The 17,562-nt window shown below is 72.4% G+C and carries 11 protein-coding genes; 1 reads left to right on the plus strand and 10 read right to left on the minus strand.

Translation table 11 applies throughout. The features are described 5' to 3' along the window. Window position 1: 1 nt before the first annotated feature. The 4 genes from ACGFSB_RS01525 to ACGFSB_RS01540 all read right to left on the minus strand — a co-directional run bounded on the left by ACGFSB_RS01525 (window position 2) and on the right by ACGFSB_RS01540 (window position 7,213). A complete protein-coding gene (locus ACGFSB_RS01525) occupies window positions 2-1,021 on the minus strand; it encodes an ABC transporter ATP-binding protein (RefSeq protein WP_393392397.1) in 1,020 nt (339 codons plus the stop codon). Beyond that, on the minus strand, window positions 1,018-3,912 hold the full coding sequence (locus ACGFSB_RS01530) for an FtsX-like permease family protein (RefSeq protein WP_393392400.1): 2,895 nt from the start codon (window positions 3,910-3,912) through the stop codon (window positions 1,018-1,020). Before ACGFSB_RS01530 ends, ACGFSB_RS01525 begins: the two co-directional genes overlap by 4 nt. A 1-nt stretch (window position 3,913) precedes the next feature. After that, entirely contained in the window at window positions 3,914-6,652 is a 2,739-nt protein-coding gene (locus tag ACGFSB_RS01535; protein ID WP_393392402.1) for an FtsX-like permease family protein, read from the minus strand. 147 nt (window positions 6,653-6,799) lie between these two features. Continuing rightward, window positions 6,800-7,213, minus strand: coding sequence for a globin (locus ACGFSB_RS01540; RefSeq protein WP_393392405.1), 414 nt, complete (start codon window positions 7,211-7,213; stop codon window positions 6,800-6,802). A gap of 102 nt (window positions 7,214-7,315) precedes the next feature. Here ACGFSB_RS01540 and ACGFSB_RS01545 point away from each other — a divergent pair, with 102 nt between their 5' ends. Beyond that, window positions 7,316-8,290, plus strand: a complete 975-nt coding sequence (locus tag ACGFSB_RS01545) for a methyltransferase domain-containing protein (protein WP_393392407.1) — start codon at window positions 7,316-7,318, stop codon at window positions 8,288-8,290. Window positions 8,291-8,312: 22 nt separating this feature from the next. Here the strand turns inward: ACGFSB_RS01545 and ACGFSB_RS01550 are convergent, their stop codons facing one another. The 6 genes from ACGFSB_RS01550 to ACGFSB_RS01575 form a co-directional block, all read right to left on the minus strand. Beyond that, window positions 8,313-9,647, minus strand: coding sequence for an FHA domain-containing protein (locus ACGFSB_RS01550; protein WP_393392410.1), 1,335 nt, complete (start codon window positions 9,645-9,647; stop codon window positions 8,313-8,315). A gap of 104 nt (window positions 9,648-9,751) precedes the next feature. Further along, window positions 9,752-11,095: a VWA domain-containing protein gene (locus tag ACGFSB_RS01555; RefSeq protein ID WP_393392413.1), complete on the minus strand. Its 1,344-nt coding sequence runs from the start codon at window positions 11,093-11,095 to the stop codon at window positions 9,752-9,754. 92 nt (window positions 11,096-11,187) lie between these two features. Continuing rightward, on the minus strand, window positions 11,188-12,561 hold the full coding sequence (locus ACGFSB_RS01560; protein WP_393392416.1) for a protein phosphatase 2C domain-containing protein: 1,374 nt from the start codon (window positions 12,559-12,561) through the stop codon (window positions 11,188-11,190). A gap of 2 nt (window positions 12,562-12,563) precedes the next feature. Further along, window positions 12,564-15,173 (minus strand): tetratricopeptide repeat protein, encoded by a 2,610-nt coding sequence (locus ACGFSB_RS01565; protein ID WP_393392419.1) that lies wholly within the window; start codon window positions 15,171-15,173, stop codon window positions 12,564-12,566. After that, window positions 15,170-16,489 (minus strand): hypothetical protein, encoded by a 1,320-nt coding sequence (locus tag ACGFSB_RS01570; RefSeq protein WP_393392421.1) that lies wholly within the window; start codon window positions 16,487-16,489, stop codon window positions 15,170-15,172. The genes ACGFSB_RS01565 and ACGFSB_RS01570 overlap by 4 nt, the downstream gene beginning before the upstream one ends. A gap of 39 nt (window positions 16,490-16,528) precedes the next feature. Continuing rightward, on the minus strand, window positions 16,529-17,554 hold the full coding sequence (locus ACGFSB_RS01575) for a glutamate ABC transporter substrate-binding protein (protein ID WP_393392424.1): 1,026 nt from the start codon (window positions 17,552-17,554) through the stop codon (window positions 16,529-16,531). Between the last annotated feature and the right edge of the window lie 8 nt (window positions 17,555-17,562).

Consider the following 17,562-nt stretch of genomic DNA (forward strand, 5'->3'; position numbering starts at 1 on the left):
CCTAGCGGTCGGCCTCCCGGGCGGTCTGTTCGTCGTCCGGCCATATCCCGATGTGGTCCCGTTCGAGCTCCAGCGCCACCCTGTCCCGCATGTCCAGTGCCGCCGTGTAATCGGCGGGCAGCTGTAGACGTCCCGCGCGGTCCAGCATCGCGTACTCGCGGGAGGTCACCGACTCCTGGCCCGTCGACGCGTCCACCTCCGTGCGGCGCAGGACCTCCGTCGAGGTGCGTCCGTCGCGGATGGCGACTGTGCGGCGGACCTCGGAGGCGACCGCTTGGTCGTGGGTGACGATGACGATGGTGGTGCCCAACTCCTCGTTCGCGGTGCGGAACGCGCCGAAGATCTGCTCGGCGGTGTGCGAGTCCAGCTCGCCGGTGGGTTCGTCGGCGAGCAGGACCGACGGGTTGTTGGCCAGGGCCACCGCGATGGCGACGCGCTGCTGCTGACCGCCGGAGAGCTGGTGCGGACGCCGGTCGCGAATGTCGGACACCGCCATCAACTCCAGGAGTTCAGCGGCACGTTCGGACTTGCGTGCGTGTGTCGATCGACCAGTGCGGCGACCTCGGCGGCCTCCGCCTCCCTTCAACTGCATGGGTAGTGTGATGTTCTGAGTAGCCGTCAGGTACGGCAGTAGATTGCGTGCCGTCTGCTGCCATACGAAGCCGACCGCCTCCCTGCGGTAGTGCAGCCGCTCCTTCGCACCCATCGCGAGGAGATCGCGGCCCGCGACCCGCGCCGCGCCCGCGGTCGGCTCGTCGAGCCCCGCGAGGATGTTCATCAGCGTCGATTTGCCGCTGCCCGAAGCGCCGACCAGAGCCATCAACTCGCCCTCGCGGACCAACAGATCGAGCCCCTGGAGCGCCTGCACCTCGACGCCGTCCGTGGAGAAGATGCGGACCAGCCGATCGCAGGTGATCAGGGCGTCATGACCATAGACGGGGCGGTCGCGGTGGGCGGTGGCCCGTGCTTCGAGCTCCGCGAGTGAGGACATGGTCGCGGCCGTTGGCGTGCCGGGTGTCATTTGGTGTCTCCTGTCTTCAGCTCGGTCACGGTCGTACGCCTCGCCGCCCACCACGCCTGTACGAAGGCGACCCCGGCCGTGAGGATCACCACCCCCACGGCAGGCAGCAGCAAGGACCATGGATCGGCCCGCAGCGTCACATCGCCGAGCCCCGCGAGCGTGCCGCGGGCCGCGAGGGCGACCTGCGCCAGGTCGACACCGGGCGCGAGGAGCGCGATCGCCGCCCATCCGACCAGCACCCCGCCGCACGCCGTGAGCAGCGCCTGCGGCAGTGATTCCAGGACCAGGAGGCGGCGCCCCTGCCTTCTGCTCAGGCCCAGGGTGTGCAGCCTGGCCAGGAGCGCGGCCCGCTGCGGGGCGGAGTGCAGGAGGGCGAGCAGGACGGCGAGGACGGCGTACCCGGCGCCTGCCGCGATCGCCGCCCGGTAGATCCGCTCGGCCCCCGCCTGGAGCGGCGAGTCGGTGAGCGAGGCGCGTTCGGTGGCGCGGAACGTCGCTTCGATGTCGGCGCCCGCGGCCTTCGCCGACCTGGTCAGCGCCGCCGCGTCGATGCGTCGCCCCGAGGCGCCGGTGGCCAGGAGCGCGGTGTCATCGGGGTGGTCGAGCCGGCGCTTGTCGATCAGCAGGAACGCGCTGCCCGAGGGGAGCGCGGGGGTGCCGCTCCGGACCGCGCCGACCGCTGCCTTGAAGGTCCCGGCGGGAGTGCGGAAGCTGTGCGTTCCCTTGCCGAGCCGTCGGGCCACCTCCGGCGATGCCACGGCGGGCAGGGTGGCGCGGCGGTCGCGGGGTGCCGCCAACTCGTCCTCATTGAGCGGGCCGAGGCCCGTGGTGCGCGTGAGGCGGGTGTAGACCGCCGGGTCGACCGCGACCAAGGGGGCGTTCGAGTGGTCGGGGAGCTCCAGGTACCAGTCGATGTGGACGCCCGCCACCTCGCCCACGCCCGGCGCCCTTCGGATCTCGGCGGCGAGCCCGGCGGGCAGATTGCCGTTGCCGCGGTCCACGCGGACGTCCGCGCCCACCGCGAGGAGCGCCGTACGGTCACGGGCGTCGGCGACGCCGGTCAGGACGGAGCCGCCGAACGCCGTCGTCGTCAGGGCGAGCAGCAGGCCGAGCAGGGGCAGTGCCTGGGCTGCGGAGGCGCGGCCCGCGCTCGCCGTCGACAGGAACCCGAGGGCGCCGCGGCGACGGGCGAAGGGGCGCGCGAAGAGGCGCAACGGAAGCGGATACAGCCGTACGAGAAGGAGTGCGGCGATACCGCCGACGAGGAGGGGCGCGGCACTGACAAGCCCGTCCGCACCGCCAAGACCGTCCGCACCGACAAGACCATCCGCACCGCCAAGACCGTCCGCACCGCCAGGGCCATCCGCACCGACAAGACCATCCGCGGAGCCGCTCGCACCGCCCGAGCTCCCCAGACCCCCTCGCCGCAGCGTCGCCACCGCCCCCACGGCCAGGATGAGCAGCACCAGTTCGGCCACCGTGCGGCGCCGCGAAGGGCGCGCCGTCACCAGATCGTCGCGGCCCTCGTGCGCCCGCTGCCCGCGGTGTGCGAACGCCGCACGGACCGGGAGCGCCGCGCAGGCGAGGACGCACACTCCGGCCGCCGCCGCTGCCGAAGGCCACGCGCGCGCGTGCGGCACGACGAGGAACGCGAGCAGCAGCCCGAGCGCGGCGGCCGGCACCGCCACCACCGACGTCTCGGCGAGCAGCCGCCCCGCCACGCCGCGCACGGACGCACCGCGCGCCCGGAGCAGCGCGAGCTCGTTCCGTCGTCGTACGGCGGTGAGCGAGCAGGTCATCAGGAGGACGACGACGGCGACTCCACCGATGCCGTACGCGGCCACCGCGACGATCGGTGTCACGGCGTCGCGCAGCCCTTCGTACCCGGCGACGACCTTGTCGAGATCGGTGGAGACCAGCGCGTCCTCATGCGTGAAGCGGCGCAACTCGGTGCGCAGCGGCCCGCCTTCGAGCGAGGTGATGTGCCGCTTCAGGGCGGACAGATCGTGGGCGGTCAGGGCGCCTGGGTCGGGGGCGAGGCGCCAGTACCGCTGCGGATTCTGGTCGACGGCGGGCAGGAAAGGACCCGCGCCCGGCGCGAGCAGCAGGGCGGCGTGCCAGCGCTTCTTCGGTTCCTGGGCGTTGCCCGGCACGTCGATCAGCGAGGGGGTGCGCAGGATCGGGTCGTACGACCAGTAGGCCCCTTTGGGGCGTTGAGGTTCGAGGATCCCGGTGATCCGTACGGTGACGCGCTCGCCGAGGACGGATGGCACATGGACGGTGGAGCCGGTCTGGAGCCTCATGGTGCGGGCGGTGTCCGCGGTCACGGCGGCCTCGACCCGGCGGCTGTCCGAGGTCAGCCCCTCGCCCTTCGGGAGCCGACCTTCGCGTACGCGCGCGTGGGCGTCGACACCGGCCTGCGCGGCCAGGGTGAACTGCGGGGCGATCTGGTCGGGGCGGGGCAGCCGGCGGTCGAGCCCCTCGGGCGGTTCCAGGGTCTGTGCGCCGTACGAGGACTGCGCGCCGTCGACGCGAAGGGGCGGCGGCACGGCCGCGACGACCTTGCGGTTCCCATCGCGCAGGGCAGCACCCCGCAGCGCCTCCTCCCGCTCCCGCTGGTCCGCGTCGAGTCCGGGGGCGGGTGCGCCCAGCTGGATTCCGGTGCGCGCGGGCCCGGCTCCGGCGATGGCGCTGCGCACGCCCTCGCTCTCGTACGCGTCGACCGCGCGCGGAAACACGGCGGCGAGGAACGCGGTGGCGAGCACGAGCAGCGCGAGCGCGAGGGAGGACAGGGGCGCGGCGCGCAGGCGGGTGCGGGTCCAGGGGGCGACAGGGGCGACGGAGGAAACGGGAGTAACGCGAGTGGCGGGAGCAACGGGGGCGGGGCGCACGTCAGTTGCCTCCGTCGTGGCGCAGGGACACCGTCGGGTCTCCCCGGCGCAGGGCGAGGGCAGCGATGATCAGGAGGGGGACGGCCGCCGTCGCAGCCAGCAGCGTGGCCACTCGGGGGAGCGGCAGCTCCACCAGGACCGGCGGGATGGGCTGGGTGGCCTCGCCGGTGAGGACGATCAAGGGGACGACCGCACGGGTCAGGACTGCTCCCAGGGCTACGCCCACCACTAGGGCGAGGCCGAGCAGGAAACCCTGTTCCGCCGCGATCAGGCGGGCCAGCTGACGGCGCGGGGTGCCGAGGGCGCGGAGCACCGCGAACTCCGCCGTACGCTCCCGCAGCGAACCCGCCGCGCTCACGGCGAAGCCCACAGCGGCGAGGGCGGCCGCCGCCAGCGCCACGGCGAGCAGCGCGGACTGCGGGCCCGCACCCAGCGGGTCATCACGCAGCTCCGCGGCGATCTCGTCCCGGACGAGGACCTGTTCGGGGTCGATGTCGGGGCGGGCGCGCAGGGCGGCGGCTGCTTGCGCGGAGGCGCCGGGGCGGGTGGTGAGCCACCATTCGGTGGGGGACAGGGGCGCCTTGCCGTCCTTCTTGAGCAGCGCGTTCGCGCCAGGCAGGTCGAGCAGCAGGGCGCCGCCGTCGGACGCGCCCCCGCCGCCCGACGCGTCCGTGCCCTCCGACCCCTCGGCCGCCTCCGTGGTCGGCAGCTCAGCCACCGCCTTGACGATGGTCACCCGCAACGAACGGCCGCCCAGCGGCACATCGATCCGGGAGCCCACATCCGCCCCGCTGGAGCGCAGGAACCGCTCGGTCACGACCGCCCCTGGCTCCGGTGACTTCAATGCCTCGGTCATCGAGGAGCGCTCCCCGCGGTCCTCGCGGATCAGCAGCCCCGGCATCGCCCGCGCCCCATCGAGCGCGAGCAGCGTCGCCTGGCGGCTGCCCGAGAGGTCCATCGTGGAGCGCACGACGGGCGCGGCCTGCCGTACGCCCGGCAGCGATGCGTAGACCTCGGGCTGCCGCTGCTCCGGGACCCGGCTGCCGAGCACCCTGATCTGCGTACCGGCCCTGAAGTCCGCCTGGTCCTCCTGCGAGCGGTCCCAGGAGGCGCTCTGGCCGATCGCCAACATGCCCATCGCCACGGCGAGGACGAGCAGCAGTACGGGTCCCGCGCCTTGCAGCGGGCGGCGGCTCAGCTGCCAGCCCGCGAGCGCGCCGGGCAGGCCGCGCCCCCGCGCCGCCTGCCGCTCGGCCAGACGCGCGGCGGGCGGCAGCAGGCGCAGCGTCACGACCGTGCCCGCGAGCAGCGCGAGGGCGGGTGCGGCCACCAGGAGCGGGTCGATGCCGAGAGCGCCCGAGCCGTCGCCGCTCAGCGCGCCGGAGCCGGACGTCCTGCCGTCCAGCTGCCAGTACGCCACCGCCGCGATCACCAGGAGGCCCACATCGGCGCCTGCCCGCAGCGGTGCGGGCAGCGCGGCGGACCGTGCCCGCCGAAGCGACCCGGTGTTCGCCGAGAGCGCGGGCGCGACCACCGCGAGCGCGCAGCCGAGGGCCGCGACGACCCCGATCAGCCACACCCCCACGCCCGCCGTCCCGTCGAGCCGCACCCCCGTCCGGGCAAGGGCTCCCCGCCCCGCGAGCAGCCGGGTCAGCGGGCCCGCGAGCAGCGGAGCGAGCACCGCGGCGGGCAGCGCGAGCAGCAGTGCCTCGACCGTGGAGAGCCACACCACCCGGCCGCGCGAGCCGCCGCGCGCGAGGAGCAGGCCCGTCTCGCCGCCGCGTTCCCCGCTGAGCAGCCGGGCCACGAGCAGCAGCGCGTATCCGGCGAGCATGATCAGCTGAAGGGCGACGATCAGCAGCGTCGAACGGGACACCAGGAGTGCGCGCTCGGCTCGGTCGAGGACCTCGGGGAGTGCGGTACTCGCGCTCGGATTTCCGCTCAGGGACGGGGACTTGGCGAGCGCGGAAGGACCGCTCTTCGCCGCCGCACGCAGCGCGTCGACGCGGTCCGTGGTCATGGTGCGGAAGTCCGCCGTGGCCAGCCAGTGCGTACGGTCCGCCGAGACGTGCCCCAGGACTGTCGGGTCGGCGAGCAGCGGCCCGTACGTCAGAAAGACGCTCTCGCGTACGCCACGGCCGCCGAGGTCATCCAGTTGCCAGTAGGGCTCGTTGGGGTCGGCGGGGCGGTACACGCCGGTCACCCGGACGGTGATCTTCGGCCCGGTGAGCCGGTCGGTGAGGGTGAGCGGGGCGGAGCCGGGGCCGAGCTTCAGCCGGGTGGCGGCCGTCTCGGGGAGGGCCACCTCGACCTCCTTGCCCCGCGACTTCCCGTACGGAGAAGGCCAACTCCCCTTCGTCAGGCGGACCCTGGACCGGTCGAGCGCCGCGAAGTGCGTGAGATCCGGTTCGCCGCCCTGTCGCGCGCCGGGCAGTGCGTACGGCCCCGAACGGGCCAGGGACCGCAGCCCCACCGGCAGCCCGTCGAACGTGCGCCGTGCCGCGTCGCGCACCGCCCGTTCCGCCGACTCCCGGTCGCCGGGCGGGACTTGGGCCCGCACGGCGAGCGAGGCCTGTGCCGCCGAGCGCGTACGCAGGCTGTGCCGGAGGGCCACGTCACCGATGGAGCCGGAGAAGGCCGTGAGCGTGGCCAGGACCGCGGTGGTGAGGAGCACGGCGAGGAGCGCGGCGGACAGCAGCAGCCGATGTGCGCGCACGCGCAGAAAAATGAACCCCGCCACAGCCCCCTCGACCCCCCGTACCCATGCCCGTGCCGTACGCCGTACGTCCCCCGAAAGTCTGTACGGATGCTTTCAGAGTGCAGGCAGTTCGGGAAGGGGATGGGATGTTAGGGGGGCGTGTGGGAGGGGACGTGTGGGAGGGAGCCGTCAGCCCTCGGAGTTGACCATGGAAGCCGCCGCGTACGTCAGGTAGTTCCACAGCGTCCGCTCATGCTCCTCGGAGAGCTTGAGCTCCTCGACCGCGGTCCGCATGTGCGTCAGCCAGGCGTCGTGCGCCGCCCTGTCGACCGTGAACGGGGCGTGCCGCATCCGCAGCCGGGGGTGACCGCGGTTGTCGCTGTAGGTGCGCGGGCCGCCCCAGTACTGCATCAGGAACAGTGCGAGGCGCTCCTCGGCCGGGCCCAGATCCTCCTCCGGGTACATCGGCCGCAGCAGCGGGTCCTCCGCGACCCCTCGGTAGAAGTGGTGCACCAGGCGCCTGAAGGTCTCCTCGCCGCCGACCTGTTCGTAGAACGTCTGCTCCTGAAGCGTGCCGTGCGGGATCTCATTCACACCGTCCATGGTCTCAGACGGGGCGGCCGAGTACGGAAGTCGTAGGTCCGAGCATGGAAGATGTGGGTCCGGCCGCTCGCATCACGGGCCATACCGCAGCACAGTGGTCGTATGGGATCCGCGATCGACCCGCTCATCGCCGCCGAGGCCCGGTCCGCTCTGGTGCGCGCGATCGAGGAGAGCGGTGCCTGGACGCGGGACCCCGCACTGCGAGCGGCGTTCGAGCAGGTACCCCGGCATCTGTTCGTGCCGTACTACTACGTCACCACGGGTGGCGGCGGCTACGAACGCCTGTGGGGCGAGGACCCCGACCCCGCACGCCGGGCACGCTGGCTGCGCGGCGCCTACGCCGACGCCCCGCTCGCCACCCGCGTACGCGACGGAGAGCTGCTCTCCTCCAGCAGCCAGCCCTCCCTGATGGCGAAGATGCTGGACGAGCTGGATCTGCGGGAGGGGGACTGTGACGTCCTGGAGATCGGCGCGGGCACCGGCTACAACGCGGCCCTGCTCGCGCACCGGGTCGGCGAGGAGCACGTCACCACCGTCGACCTCGACCCGGAGATCACCGAGTCCGCGCGGCTGCATCTCGCGACCGCCGGCTACCACCCCGGTGTCGTGACCGGCGACGGGACCGCCGGATGCCCCGAGCGCGGCCCGTACGACCGGATCATCGCGACCTGCACCCTGCCGTCGGTGCCGCGCGCCTGGCTGGCCCAGAGCCGTCCCGGCGCGCGCATCCTGGCCCCGCTGGCCACCGGTCTGATCACGCTCACGGTGCGGGACGCCACCTACGCCGAGGGCCGGTTCCTGCACACCCCCGCGTACTTCGTGCCGCTGCGGGGCGGCAGCACGAGGGCCCCGCACGAGCAGCACCTCGGGGGGCTGCCGCGCAAGGCCCTGCAGAACGAGCTGTTCCGTTTTCTCCTGGAACTGACCGCAGGGAGTCTTGATCCCTACGAGGCCCTCGCCCTGTGGCAGCGCGAGGACCGTCCTGTGCGCGAGCGGTTCGGGGTCACCGTCAGCGGGACGCACGAGTGGGCCTGGCTGGACGACCCCGAAGGGCCGTACGCCTGGCCACTCGCGTGAGTCGCGGTGACTCGGTCCAGTCCTAGGCGTGCCGGATCGTGATCGTCGTCCAGGCGCCCACGTGCACCTTGTCGCCGTCCTGGAGCGGCACCGGGACGAACGGCTGGATGGGCTCCTCGCCGCTGTTGACCGTGGTGCCGTTGGTCGAGTTCTGGTCGACGACCGCCCAGGTGCCGTCCGGCTGCTGGACCAGGACGGCGTGCTGGTGCGATACGCCCGGGTCCTCCGGCGGCACCGACAGGTCGATGTCCGGGGTGTCGCCCGTGGAGTGGCGGCGGCGGCCGATCGTGATCTGGTTGCCGGCCAGCGGGCGCTGCTGCTCGGGCGAGTACGCGGGCAGATTCAGGCCCGACGCCTCGGGGCCGCTGCGGTGCATCATCGCCATGAAGTACTCACGGTCCGGACCGATCGTCGCCGACCAGGAGACCGTGCCGGAACCGGGACCCGGCACGGCCTGATAGCCCGGAGGGCCCTGCGGTGCCTGAGTCTGCGGCGGCTGCTGCTGACCCCAGCCGCCCTGCTCGGGAGCCTGGGGGGCGCCGGGGCCCGGGGCCTGCGACGAGGGCGGCGAGAGCATCCAGTCGTCGTCGCCGCCGAAGGGCGGGCCGCCGGGAGCCGAAGGGCCGGGCTGCTGCGGCTGCGCAGGCGGAGCCCCCCTCTCCTGCGGGAACGCGGGAGGCGCGGGCGGACCCTGCTGCTGCCCCGGCGGGGCGCCAGCCTGCTGGAACGCCTGCGGGGGCTGACCCGGCTGGTCGCCGCCGTTGTACTGGTCGCCGCCGTTGTACGGCGGCAGGGGCGCCTCGCCGCCGTACGGCGGAGGCACCTGGCCGGGCGGGTTGCCGTGGCCGTTGCCGAACGGTGGGATCGGCTCGGCGGGGCGGTTCATCTGCGACGGCCGCGAGCCCTGGTACCCGAACGGGTCCTGGCCGGGCTGCTGCGCTCCCGCGCCCTGCTGGAACTGCTGCGCCGGGTTCGGCGCCGGCGGCTGCGGGGCGGCCGGGGTGTACGAGGTGGCCGTGTTCGTCAGGAAGTTCCAGCGGCACTCCTCGCAGAACGGCGCGTTCGCCTCGCGGGGCGTGCGGCACTGCGGGCAGAGCTCGGCCTCGGCTGCCTGGTCGGGCACGGCGGACAGGTGCGGGCGTCCGTGCCCCTGCGGCGGGAATCCCGGGTCCTGCTGCTGATATCCGGGGTCCTGCGGCGGGTATCCGGGGTCCTGGCCGGGGCCCGGCGGCGGGTAGCCGTAGCCGGGAGCGGCCGGGGGCGGCGGCGGGGGCGGTACGGCACCGGCCATGCGGTGACCGCAGACCTCGCACCAGTCTTCGGAACCCGACTGGTGTCCGTTCGGGCAGGTCGGCATGTCGGCGCTTCCCCCTCTCCTTCTCCGGCGCAAAGGCCGTACGTGCTGCTGGTGGGGCTACTGGTGGTATGGGTGGTGCTTATGGGTGGCGCTTATGGGCAGTGCTACTTCTTCACGCGAACAGTCTTCGTGGACCGCGTCTCGAGAGTCATCTCGTCGGCCTCGGCAACCCTCGCCTTCAATCGAACAGTACCTGCCACGGCATCGACCACGTCGACCACCTTCGAAAGCAGCTTGGCGGTGTCATCGTTGCCCGAAGCGCTGGCGAGCTGAACGGCGCGGCCCAGTTTGGCCGTGGCTCCGTCGATATCTCCCGACTTGCGTGCGTCGAGGCCCTGCTGGATGACCTGCGCCAGTTCCGCCTGGCCCGTGTAGTGCGCCACCTGTGGGTTGATCGACGTCGACGCGGTCATGTCGTCCGTCCACACGGCCCGTACAAGCCCCTGTGAGAGCGTCTGGGCGCTGCCGTCCGGCTGCGGCACGATCAGCGAGACGCGGGCCGCGAGCATCTCCTGTCCGAGATCGGCGCCCGGCACCTCGACACAGATGTGGTAGTCGCGGGACTCGTCGCCCCAGGATCCCGTGGGATAGTCCCCGGCGCGTGGTCCCGCCTCCGTCCGACGGCTGGTCAATTCCTCGACCGTGGGCGCCACTTGCTTGACGAACTTGATCTCCACGCCCATCGGTGTCCACAGGCGCAGGCTGACGTCGGCGACCTCCTTGCCCATCGCCGCCTCCATCATCTGCGTGAAGTCGGCGGAGAGCCCGGCCGGGTCGGCGACGATGTCGGCGGTGCCGAGGAGCGCGGACGCGATGCCGGTGACCTCCTTGACCTCCCAGTCGGTGCCGACACCGCGGGCGTCGCAGGTGAAGCGGCCCGCGCAGGCGTCGAGGGAGGCTTGCAGGTCCTCGGGTGACTCGTGTTCATTGCGGCCGTCGGTCAGCACGATTCCGTGCCGTATCGAGACATCGGCCGAGGCGAGGAGCCGGTCCGCGAGGCGCAGCCAGGTGCCGATCGCCGTGCCGCCGCCCGCGCTGAGCTTGCGCAGGGCCTGCTTGGCCTGCTCCCGGGTCTGCGCGTCGGCGACCGCGAGGCGGCCGTTGCCCGGATAGACCTCCTTGGCGACATGGGTGCCGCCGATCACCGCGAAGTGGACTCCGTCACGTACGGCATCGATGGCGGCGGACGTGGCATCGCGGGCCCCGCGCATCTTCGTCGGCGGGTAGTCCATCGACCCTGAACAGTCGACCATGATCGCCACGGCCGCGTCCGGGGTCTGCCCCGCCGAGTAGAGGTGCGGGGCGCTCACCGCGGCCCCCACCGTGCCACCGCCGGTCGAGGTGACCGTGGCGATGGCGTTGACCTCGCGGCCGCCCTCCGGCAGGTACTCGTTCTGATACACGTCGACCGAGAACTGCGGCACGTTCGACTTCGAGAAGTTGGCCATGGATCCCTGCTCCCCCTAGACGTTCCCCCCGGCTTCCCCAAGCCGGGGGGTGACAAGTGCGCGTGGTCGGCTCCCCGTCGCGGGGACCTCCACTAGGCGGATCCTGCCCCTTGCGGCACGACACGGAACGGCAGAATCGCCACTGTTACGTTGTCGTGGCCCCCGCCGTCCAGTGCGTGACCGACCAGGACCTGTGCGCTGTGCAGCGGCCGCACGGCGGAATCGACGGGCACGGCACGTGCCATCTCCTCCACCGCTTCCGCGTAGTTCCAGAGCCCGTCCGTGCATACGACCACTACACCCGCACGGTCCGGCTTGAAGGAAGCGGTGTGCGGCTCCAGTTCGTACGCGTCGGCGCCGAGCCAGCCCGTGATGGCGTGCGCGCGCTCGTCGGCGTACGCCTCCGCCTCGTTCATCAGACCCGCGGCCACCATCTGCGCGGCCCACGAGTCGTCCTCGGTGAGCCGGACGGTCGGGCCGCTGCGGTCGTCGGGAACCCAGTAGGCACGGCTGTCGCCCACCCAGCCGACGACCAGGAGGCCACCGGCGATGATCGAGCCGACGAGCGTGCACGCGGGGGCGTTCTGGTGCGGGGAGTGCTCCCTGGCCTGAGTGGGCTCGGCGGCAAGGGCGTTGACGGCGTCGGCCGCCGAGAGGATGGCGTCGTGCATGGCCTGCTGCGGGTGCGTACCGCGCGGCAGGGCGTCGAGCAGCGACTCGTTGGCCGCGCGTGACGCGGCGAGCGAGGCCTCGTCGGGGCGGGTCGCGGACGAGACGCCGTCGCAGACGATCGCGACGACTGCGGGGGAACCGTCCGGCAGCGCGGCCGACGAGATCGCGAACGCGTCTTCGTTCCGGTGGTGGCGCAGGCCCCGGTCGCTGACCGCGGCGACCGTGTCGAGCTCCTGCTCCATGTGATCGCGCTCACGCGGCTGGGCGTGCCCGCAGTTCTCGCAGTAGCCGTCCGGGTCGACGCGGCCCGAACGGCAGGCCACGCAGAGCTTGGTGCCCGCGGGCGGCGTGGGGTCGGACAGGGCCGCCCGGGGATCGGCGGGCTCGGCCTCGGCCTGGGCGCCGGAGCCGGGGGCGGGAGCAGCGGCCGGAGCCGGAGCGGGCAAGGGGTACTCGTCCGGGGCGAGTTCGCTGCCCGCCGAGTCCGTGCCCGCCAGGTCGGTGGGCAGGTGCACGGGCACCGGCATGTCCGAGCTGTCCACTTCCGGGGCGATGGGCCACTCCGATGAGGCATCGGATGACGCCCCCGGAGATGAGGCATCGGGTGCCGCCTCCGGAGATGAGGGGGACGAGCCGTTCATCGCGACCGTGGGGTGATCGTCCGACCCGGCCGGCAGCGCCGACAGGTCGTACCCGCACGCGCCGCAGAACAGGTCACCCGATTCGAGCGGTTCCTCGCAGCCGGGGCACGTGGAACCGGCGGCCCCGGCAGTCTGCTGGTGCATCTGCGACATCTTCACACCCACGTCCGAGGGCGGAAACGGTTGGCCCGTTCCACCAGGTCGATCCTTTCCTCGCCACCCTGTGCGAGCCGGGCAAGCGTTCGGTACGAGCGTTCCAGGCCGAACCGGAGGCCGCGCTCGTCCAGGTCGCTGCCGAGCAGCACGGTCCGCGCGCCGCCCGCCGGTGCAGCGAGTGCTGCCGGAAGAGCGGAGGCGGTACCAGAGTGACTGTCGGAGAGTACCCAGTCCAACGCGGTGCCCAGGACCTCGGTCGAGAGGCGCTCACGGCGGACCGCGTCGAGGCCGAAGCCCGCGAGGGCCTCCACCTGCCCCGCTGCCGCCGTCAGATCGTCGAGGAAGAGCGCGCCGGGCGACGCCACGGTGGCCAACGTCATACGGTGGCGCAGCCTCGACCGCACCGCGGCGACCCGTGCCGCCGTGTAGTGGATCGAGGCCTCGGGCACCGACTCCAGGGTGCGCACGGCACCGCGCCGGTCGTCCGAAGCGAGCTGTACGCGGGCCAGGCCGAACGCCGCGCTGACGTAGCTCGGGTCGGTGGCCCATACGAGGCGGTAGTACTCGGCGGCGTTGTCCAGCTGCCCAAGGACCTCCGCGCAGACGCCGAGTGCCAGCTTGGGCGCGGGCTCGCCGGGGAACGCGTCGTACACGGCGTCGAAGGACAGGGCCGCGTTCTCGTGGTCCCCGGTCGCGAGCGAGGCGACACCCCGATACCAGACCACCCGCCAGTCGTCCGGATGCTGAATCTCCAGATCGGCCAACGCCTGGGTCGCGGGACCGAGTTCACCCATGGCGAGGCGGGCACGGAGCCCGCGCAGCTGGAGCTCCACGGAGTCGGCGGGCGCGGCACGGAGCGCGGTGATCAGCTCGGCGGGGGCGGAGGCCATGAGCCCGGCGAGGAAGCCCGCGTTCGGGTCGTTCGGGTCGACGCGGGGCACCGGAAGCGCGAGCGCCGTACCGGGGGCGTCGAGCTGCCGGACGATCCTCGCGGGAGGAGCGGCAGGGGGTGGCAGGGGCGCCGCGGGAGGCACAGTCACCGGAGCGCCGTTGCTCCCCTCCCTCCCCGCACCCTCGCCCGCGGTCAGTTCGAGGCGCCCCTTGCGCCGCCCCGCGGGCAGCGCGCGCGCCCCGAAGTGCGACACGTCCCCCGTCAGTTCCGCGAACAACTCCGTGTCCGTGACCTTTACCTCGGGCCCGAACAGGGTGGAGAGCGCGGGTCGAGGCCGCCCCGTCTGGAGCGCGACGACCTCCCTCAGGACTCCTGTGAGCTGCTCCGCCATCTCCTGCGCCGAGGCGAACCTGCGGGCCGGGTCCGGGTCGGTGGCGCGCACCAACAGGCGGTAGAACGACTCGTACTGGCGGAAGACCTCGATGTTGTCGGGGTCCGGCAGGGAGTCCACGAAGACGTTCGTATAGCCCTGGAAGTCGAAGGTGAGGACGGCCAGGGTGCGGGCCACCGTGTAGAGGTCGGAGGCCACGGACGGGCCGACCTCGGCGACTTCGGGGCCCTGATAGCCGACCGTTCCATAGATCGCCGACTCGTCGTCGTCCATGCGGCGGACCGCGCCCATGTCGATCAGCTTGAGCTGGTCCTCGGTCTGGATCGCGTTGTCGACCTTGAAGTCGCAGTACAGGAGATTGCGGCTGTGCAGATGCCCCAGGGCTTCAAGAGCCTCGATGCCGAACGCGCAGGCCTGCTCGACCGGCAGCGGATCGCGCTTCCCGGCCTCCGTGCGGCGGTCGTTGGCGATCTCCTTGAGCGACTTGCCGCCGACGTACTCCATGACGATGTAGCCGTCCATGGAGCCCGTGCGTTGGTCGAGGTGCTCGACGAAGTTGTAGATCCGGACGATGTTGCTGTGCTCGATCTCGGCGAGGAAGCGGCGCTCGGAGATCGCGGCGGCCATCGCGTCCTGGTCGCCCGTGTCGAGCAGGCCCTTGAGGACCACCCAGCGGTCGGACACCGCGCGGTCGACGGCGAGATAGACCCAGCCGAGCCCGCCGTGCGCCAGACAGCCCACGACCTCGTACTGACCGTGCACGATGTCGCCCGTGCCCAGCTTCGGTACGAACGAATACGGGTGCCCGCACTTGGTGCAGAACCCCTCGGTGCGCCCTGGCCGTTCACCGCGCGCACGGCCCACCGGCGCACCGCAGTCGGAGCGCGAGCAGAACCGCTTCCGCTCCGGAACCTCCGGGTTCTCCTGCACCGCCTGACGCGGATCGGGGCGCGGCACCTCGGGCACCTGCACCAGGCCCACGCCCAGCCTGCTGCGGCCCGACGAACCCGCCGCCGAGCCGGAGCTGCGGACCGAGACCGAGCGGGACGTCGAGCTGCCGGACAGCGAGCGCGAGAGCCGCCCCGACACCGAACGGCGCGATGACTGGGACCTTGCCGAGCGGGACGAGGAACGCGAGCTGGACCGGGAGCTGCTGCTGCCCGACCCCTTGCCGCCGCCCGTGATGCCGGTCGGGGGAGAGGACACCATGCCCGTCGGCGAGACGACCGGGGCCAGGCCGCAGGTGTCGCAGTACAGCTCGCCGCCGCCCATGTCCTCGTACGACCCTGTACATCCGGGTCGCTGGCACTTCCGCTGCTCACTCATGCTTCCCCCCTCCGGTCGGTGGGGCCGCCTTGTTGCGGCACCCTTGATGCGAGGACTTCGGCGGTCGCCCGCTGATAGCGGAGCACCGCCTGTTCGGCTACGCGCAGATCGCAGGGCGCGCTCCACAGCATCCGGCGCGCGGCGTCGTACCGCTCGATCAGGAGCGGGTCCTCGGCGAAGCCGAGCCGTCCGACCTTCGCTTTGTAGGCGTCGAGGCGGCCGCGCAGCTCCGCGCGGACCGCGAGGGGCTGGGTGACGGCCGTCAACGACTCGCGGGCACGCATGAGTTCGTCCTCCGCCTTCTCCTCTAGGGACTCGAGGAGAGGGGAGAGCCGGTGCCACTGGGCGTGCCTGCGGTAGTCGGACGCCATGGCCAGCTGCTCCTGGAGCGCGGTCGATGGCCCGCTGACGGCGGGCACCTCGGATGCGGCGATCTTGGCGAGGACCTCGCCGCGCGCGGAGCGTGCCTCGGCCAGGGTGCGGTCCGCGCGCGTGAGCACGTCACGCAGCCTGCCGAGCCGCAGCTCCGCGTCCTGCCGGACGGTGAGCACCGCGTCGATCTCCCGGCGTACGTCATCGAGGGCACGGGCCTCACGGTCGTACCGCTCGGTGTGCGGACGGCCGCCGCCCGGCGCCGAACTGCCCGTCGCGGGCTGCCAGAAGGCCAGCGGATCGGACACCACCTGCTCGCGCAGGAGCGTCAGCTCCGCCGTGATCCGCTCCAGGTCGTCGCCCGCCGGATGCTCGCCGGGGCGTACCCCCACGGAGTGCGCGAGCTGGCGGGTGCGGTGCAGCTCGGCCGCCAGGAGGTCTATCCGGGCGGGCAGCGCGGACCACACCGCGTCGGCGGCGACGACCATGTCGAGCGAGTGCGCGTACAGGTCGTTCATCCGCGAGACGAGGTCGGCGAGCGTGAACCGTTCGGTGAGCTTGGCGGGCCCGGTGATCGAGGCCGACGGCGCGGGGGCGGCGCCGCCGGCGACGGTGACGCTCTCACCGCGCAGCAGCTCGGTCAGCTCCACCAGGTCGTCCCGACTGGGCCAGCGTCTGCGGGCCCGCAGCTCGCGTGCCGAGTGCAGAGCGGCGGCGTACGCGTCGAAGTACGCCCAGAGCAGGGTGATCTGCTGCTCCGTGGCCTGCCAGCGCTCCTGTGTGGTGCCGGTGAGACCGGCACCTTCGAGGAGCCTGCGGCCGGCGTGATCCTGAAGGGCGAGGAGTGAGGTCTCGATCGCCTCGTGCTCGGCGTCGAGCCGCGCCAGCGCACGGTCCACCTCGTCCCGGTCCATCACAGGACCGGGGGGTCCCGCGACGCTCATCGATCACCTCTCCGCTCTGTGTTGCTGTGCACGTCCGGCTCAGTCGCTGTACTTCGGCTGCGGCGGTCCGTCCGGCGCTTCGCCGAGGCCCGGCTTCAGCCACTTGTCGTACGACTTCTGCCAGCCGGTCTTGCTCTTGCGGTAGTCCTCCAGGACTTGGTTGACCCGCCGCACCAGGTCGTCGGCGCCGTTCTCCGGCTTCTTCATCGCCACGCCGTAGTACTCCGTGTTCAGCGGCGCGTCGCCCTTGAGCTCGATCGTCGGGTCCTGGGCGGCCTGGCTCGCGGCGAGCGCGCTGTCCGTCACGACGGCGTCCACCTCACCGAGCTGGAGCCTTACCAGGCAGTCGAGTTGGTTGGGAACCGTAGTCCCGATGTCGGCATCGAGGCCCTTCTTCTTGAGTTCTCCGAGCTGGGTGAGCGCGGTGGAACCCTTCGCGGAGCAGACCTTCTTGCCGTCCAGTGTGTCGTTGAACCCGGTGATGTCCGAGGACTTGGGGGCGAGGACCTGCTGGCCGGTCTTGAAGTAGGCGGTGGAGAAGGCGACTTCGTCCTTGCGGTCGCAGGTGATCGTCATCGTCCGTACGACCATGTCGACCTGGCCGCTCTGGATCGCCTTGACGCGCTGGTTGGTGGGGATGGCGCGGAAGAGCACGGCATCGCGGTCACCGAGGATCTCTTCGGCGATCTTGTGCGCGAGGTCGATGTCGAAGCCTTCGAGTGCCGCGGTCTTGTTGTTCGGGTCGCGATAGCCCCAGCGGTAGCTGTTCTGGTCGACGCCGACGATGAGTTTCTTGCCCTTGCGGTTACGGATGGCCTCGATCGTCGGGCCGTCCTTGTCGCTGGGCGACAGGCTCGCCTCGGGATCCTCGCACTTCTCGGCACGCGCGGGAGCGGCCTCGGCGGACCCCTGGGAGGCCTGGCCCGCCCCGGCACCCTCGTCGGAGTTGACCGCACTGCCCGCCTCCGGCAGTACGAACATGAGGGAGCCCGTGAGCGCGCAGGCCACCGCCATGGCGGTGGCTCCGCCCCAGCCGCGCAGCCTCGCGAGTCCTCGCGTACGCATCGTCCGCT

Origin of the sequence: Streptomyces sp. NPDC048441 (genome assembly GCF_043200235.1) — a bacterium.
Taxonomy (GTDB): Bacteria; Actinomycetota; Actinomycetes; order Streptomycetales; family Streptomycetaceae; genus Streptomyces.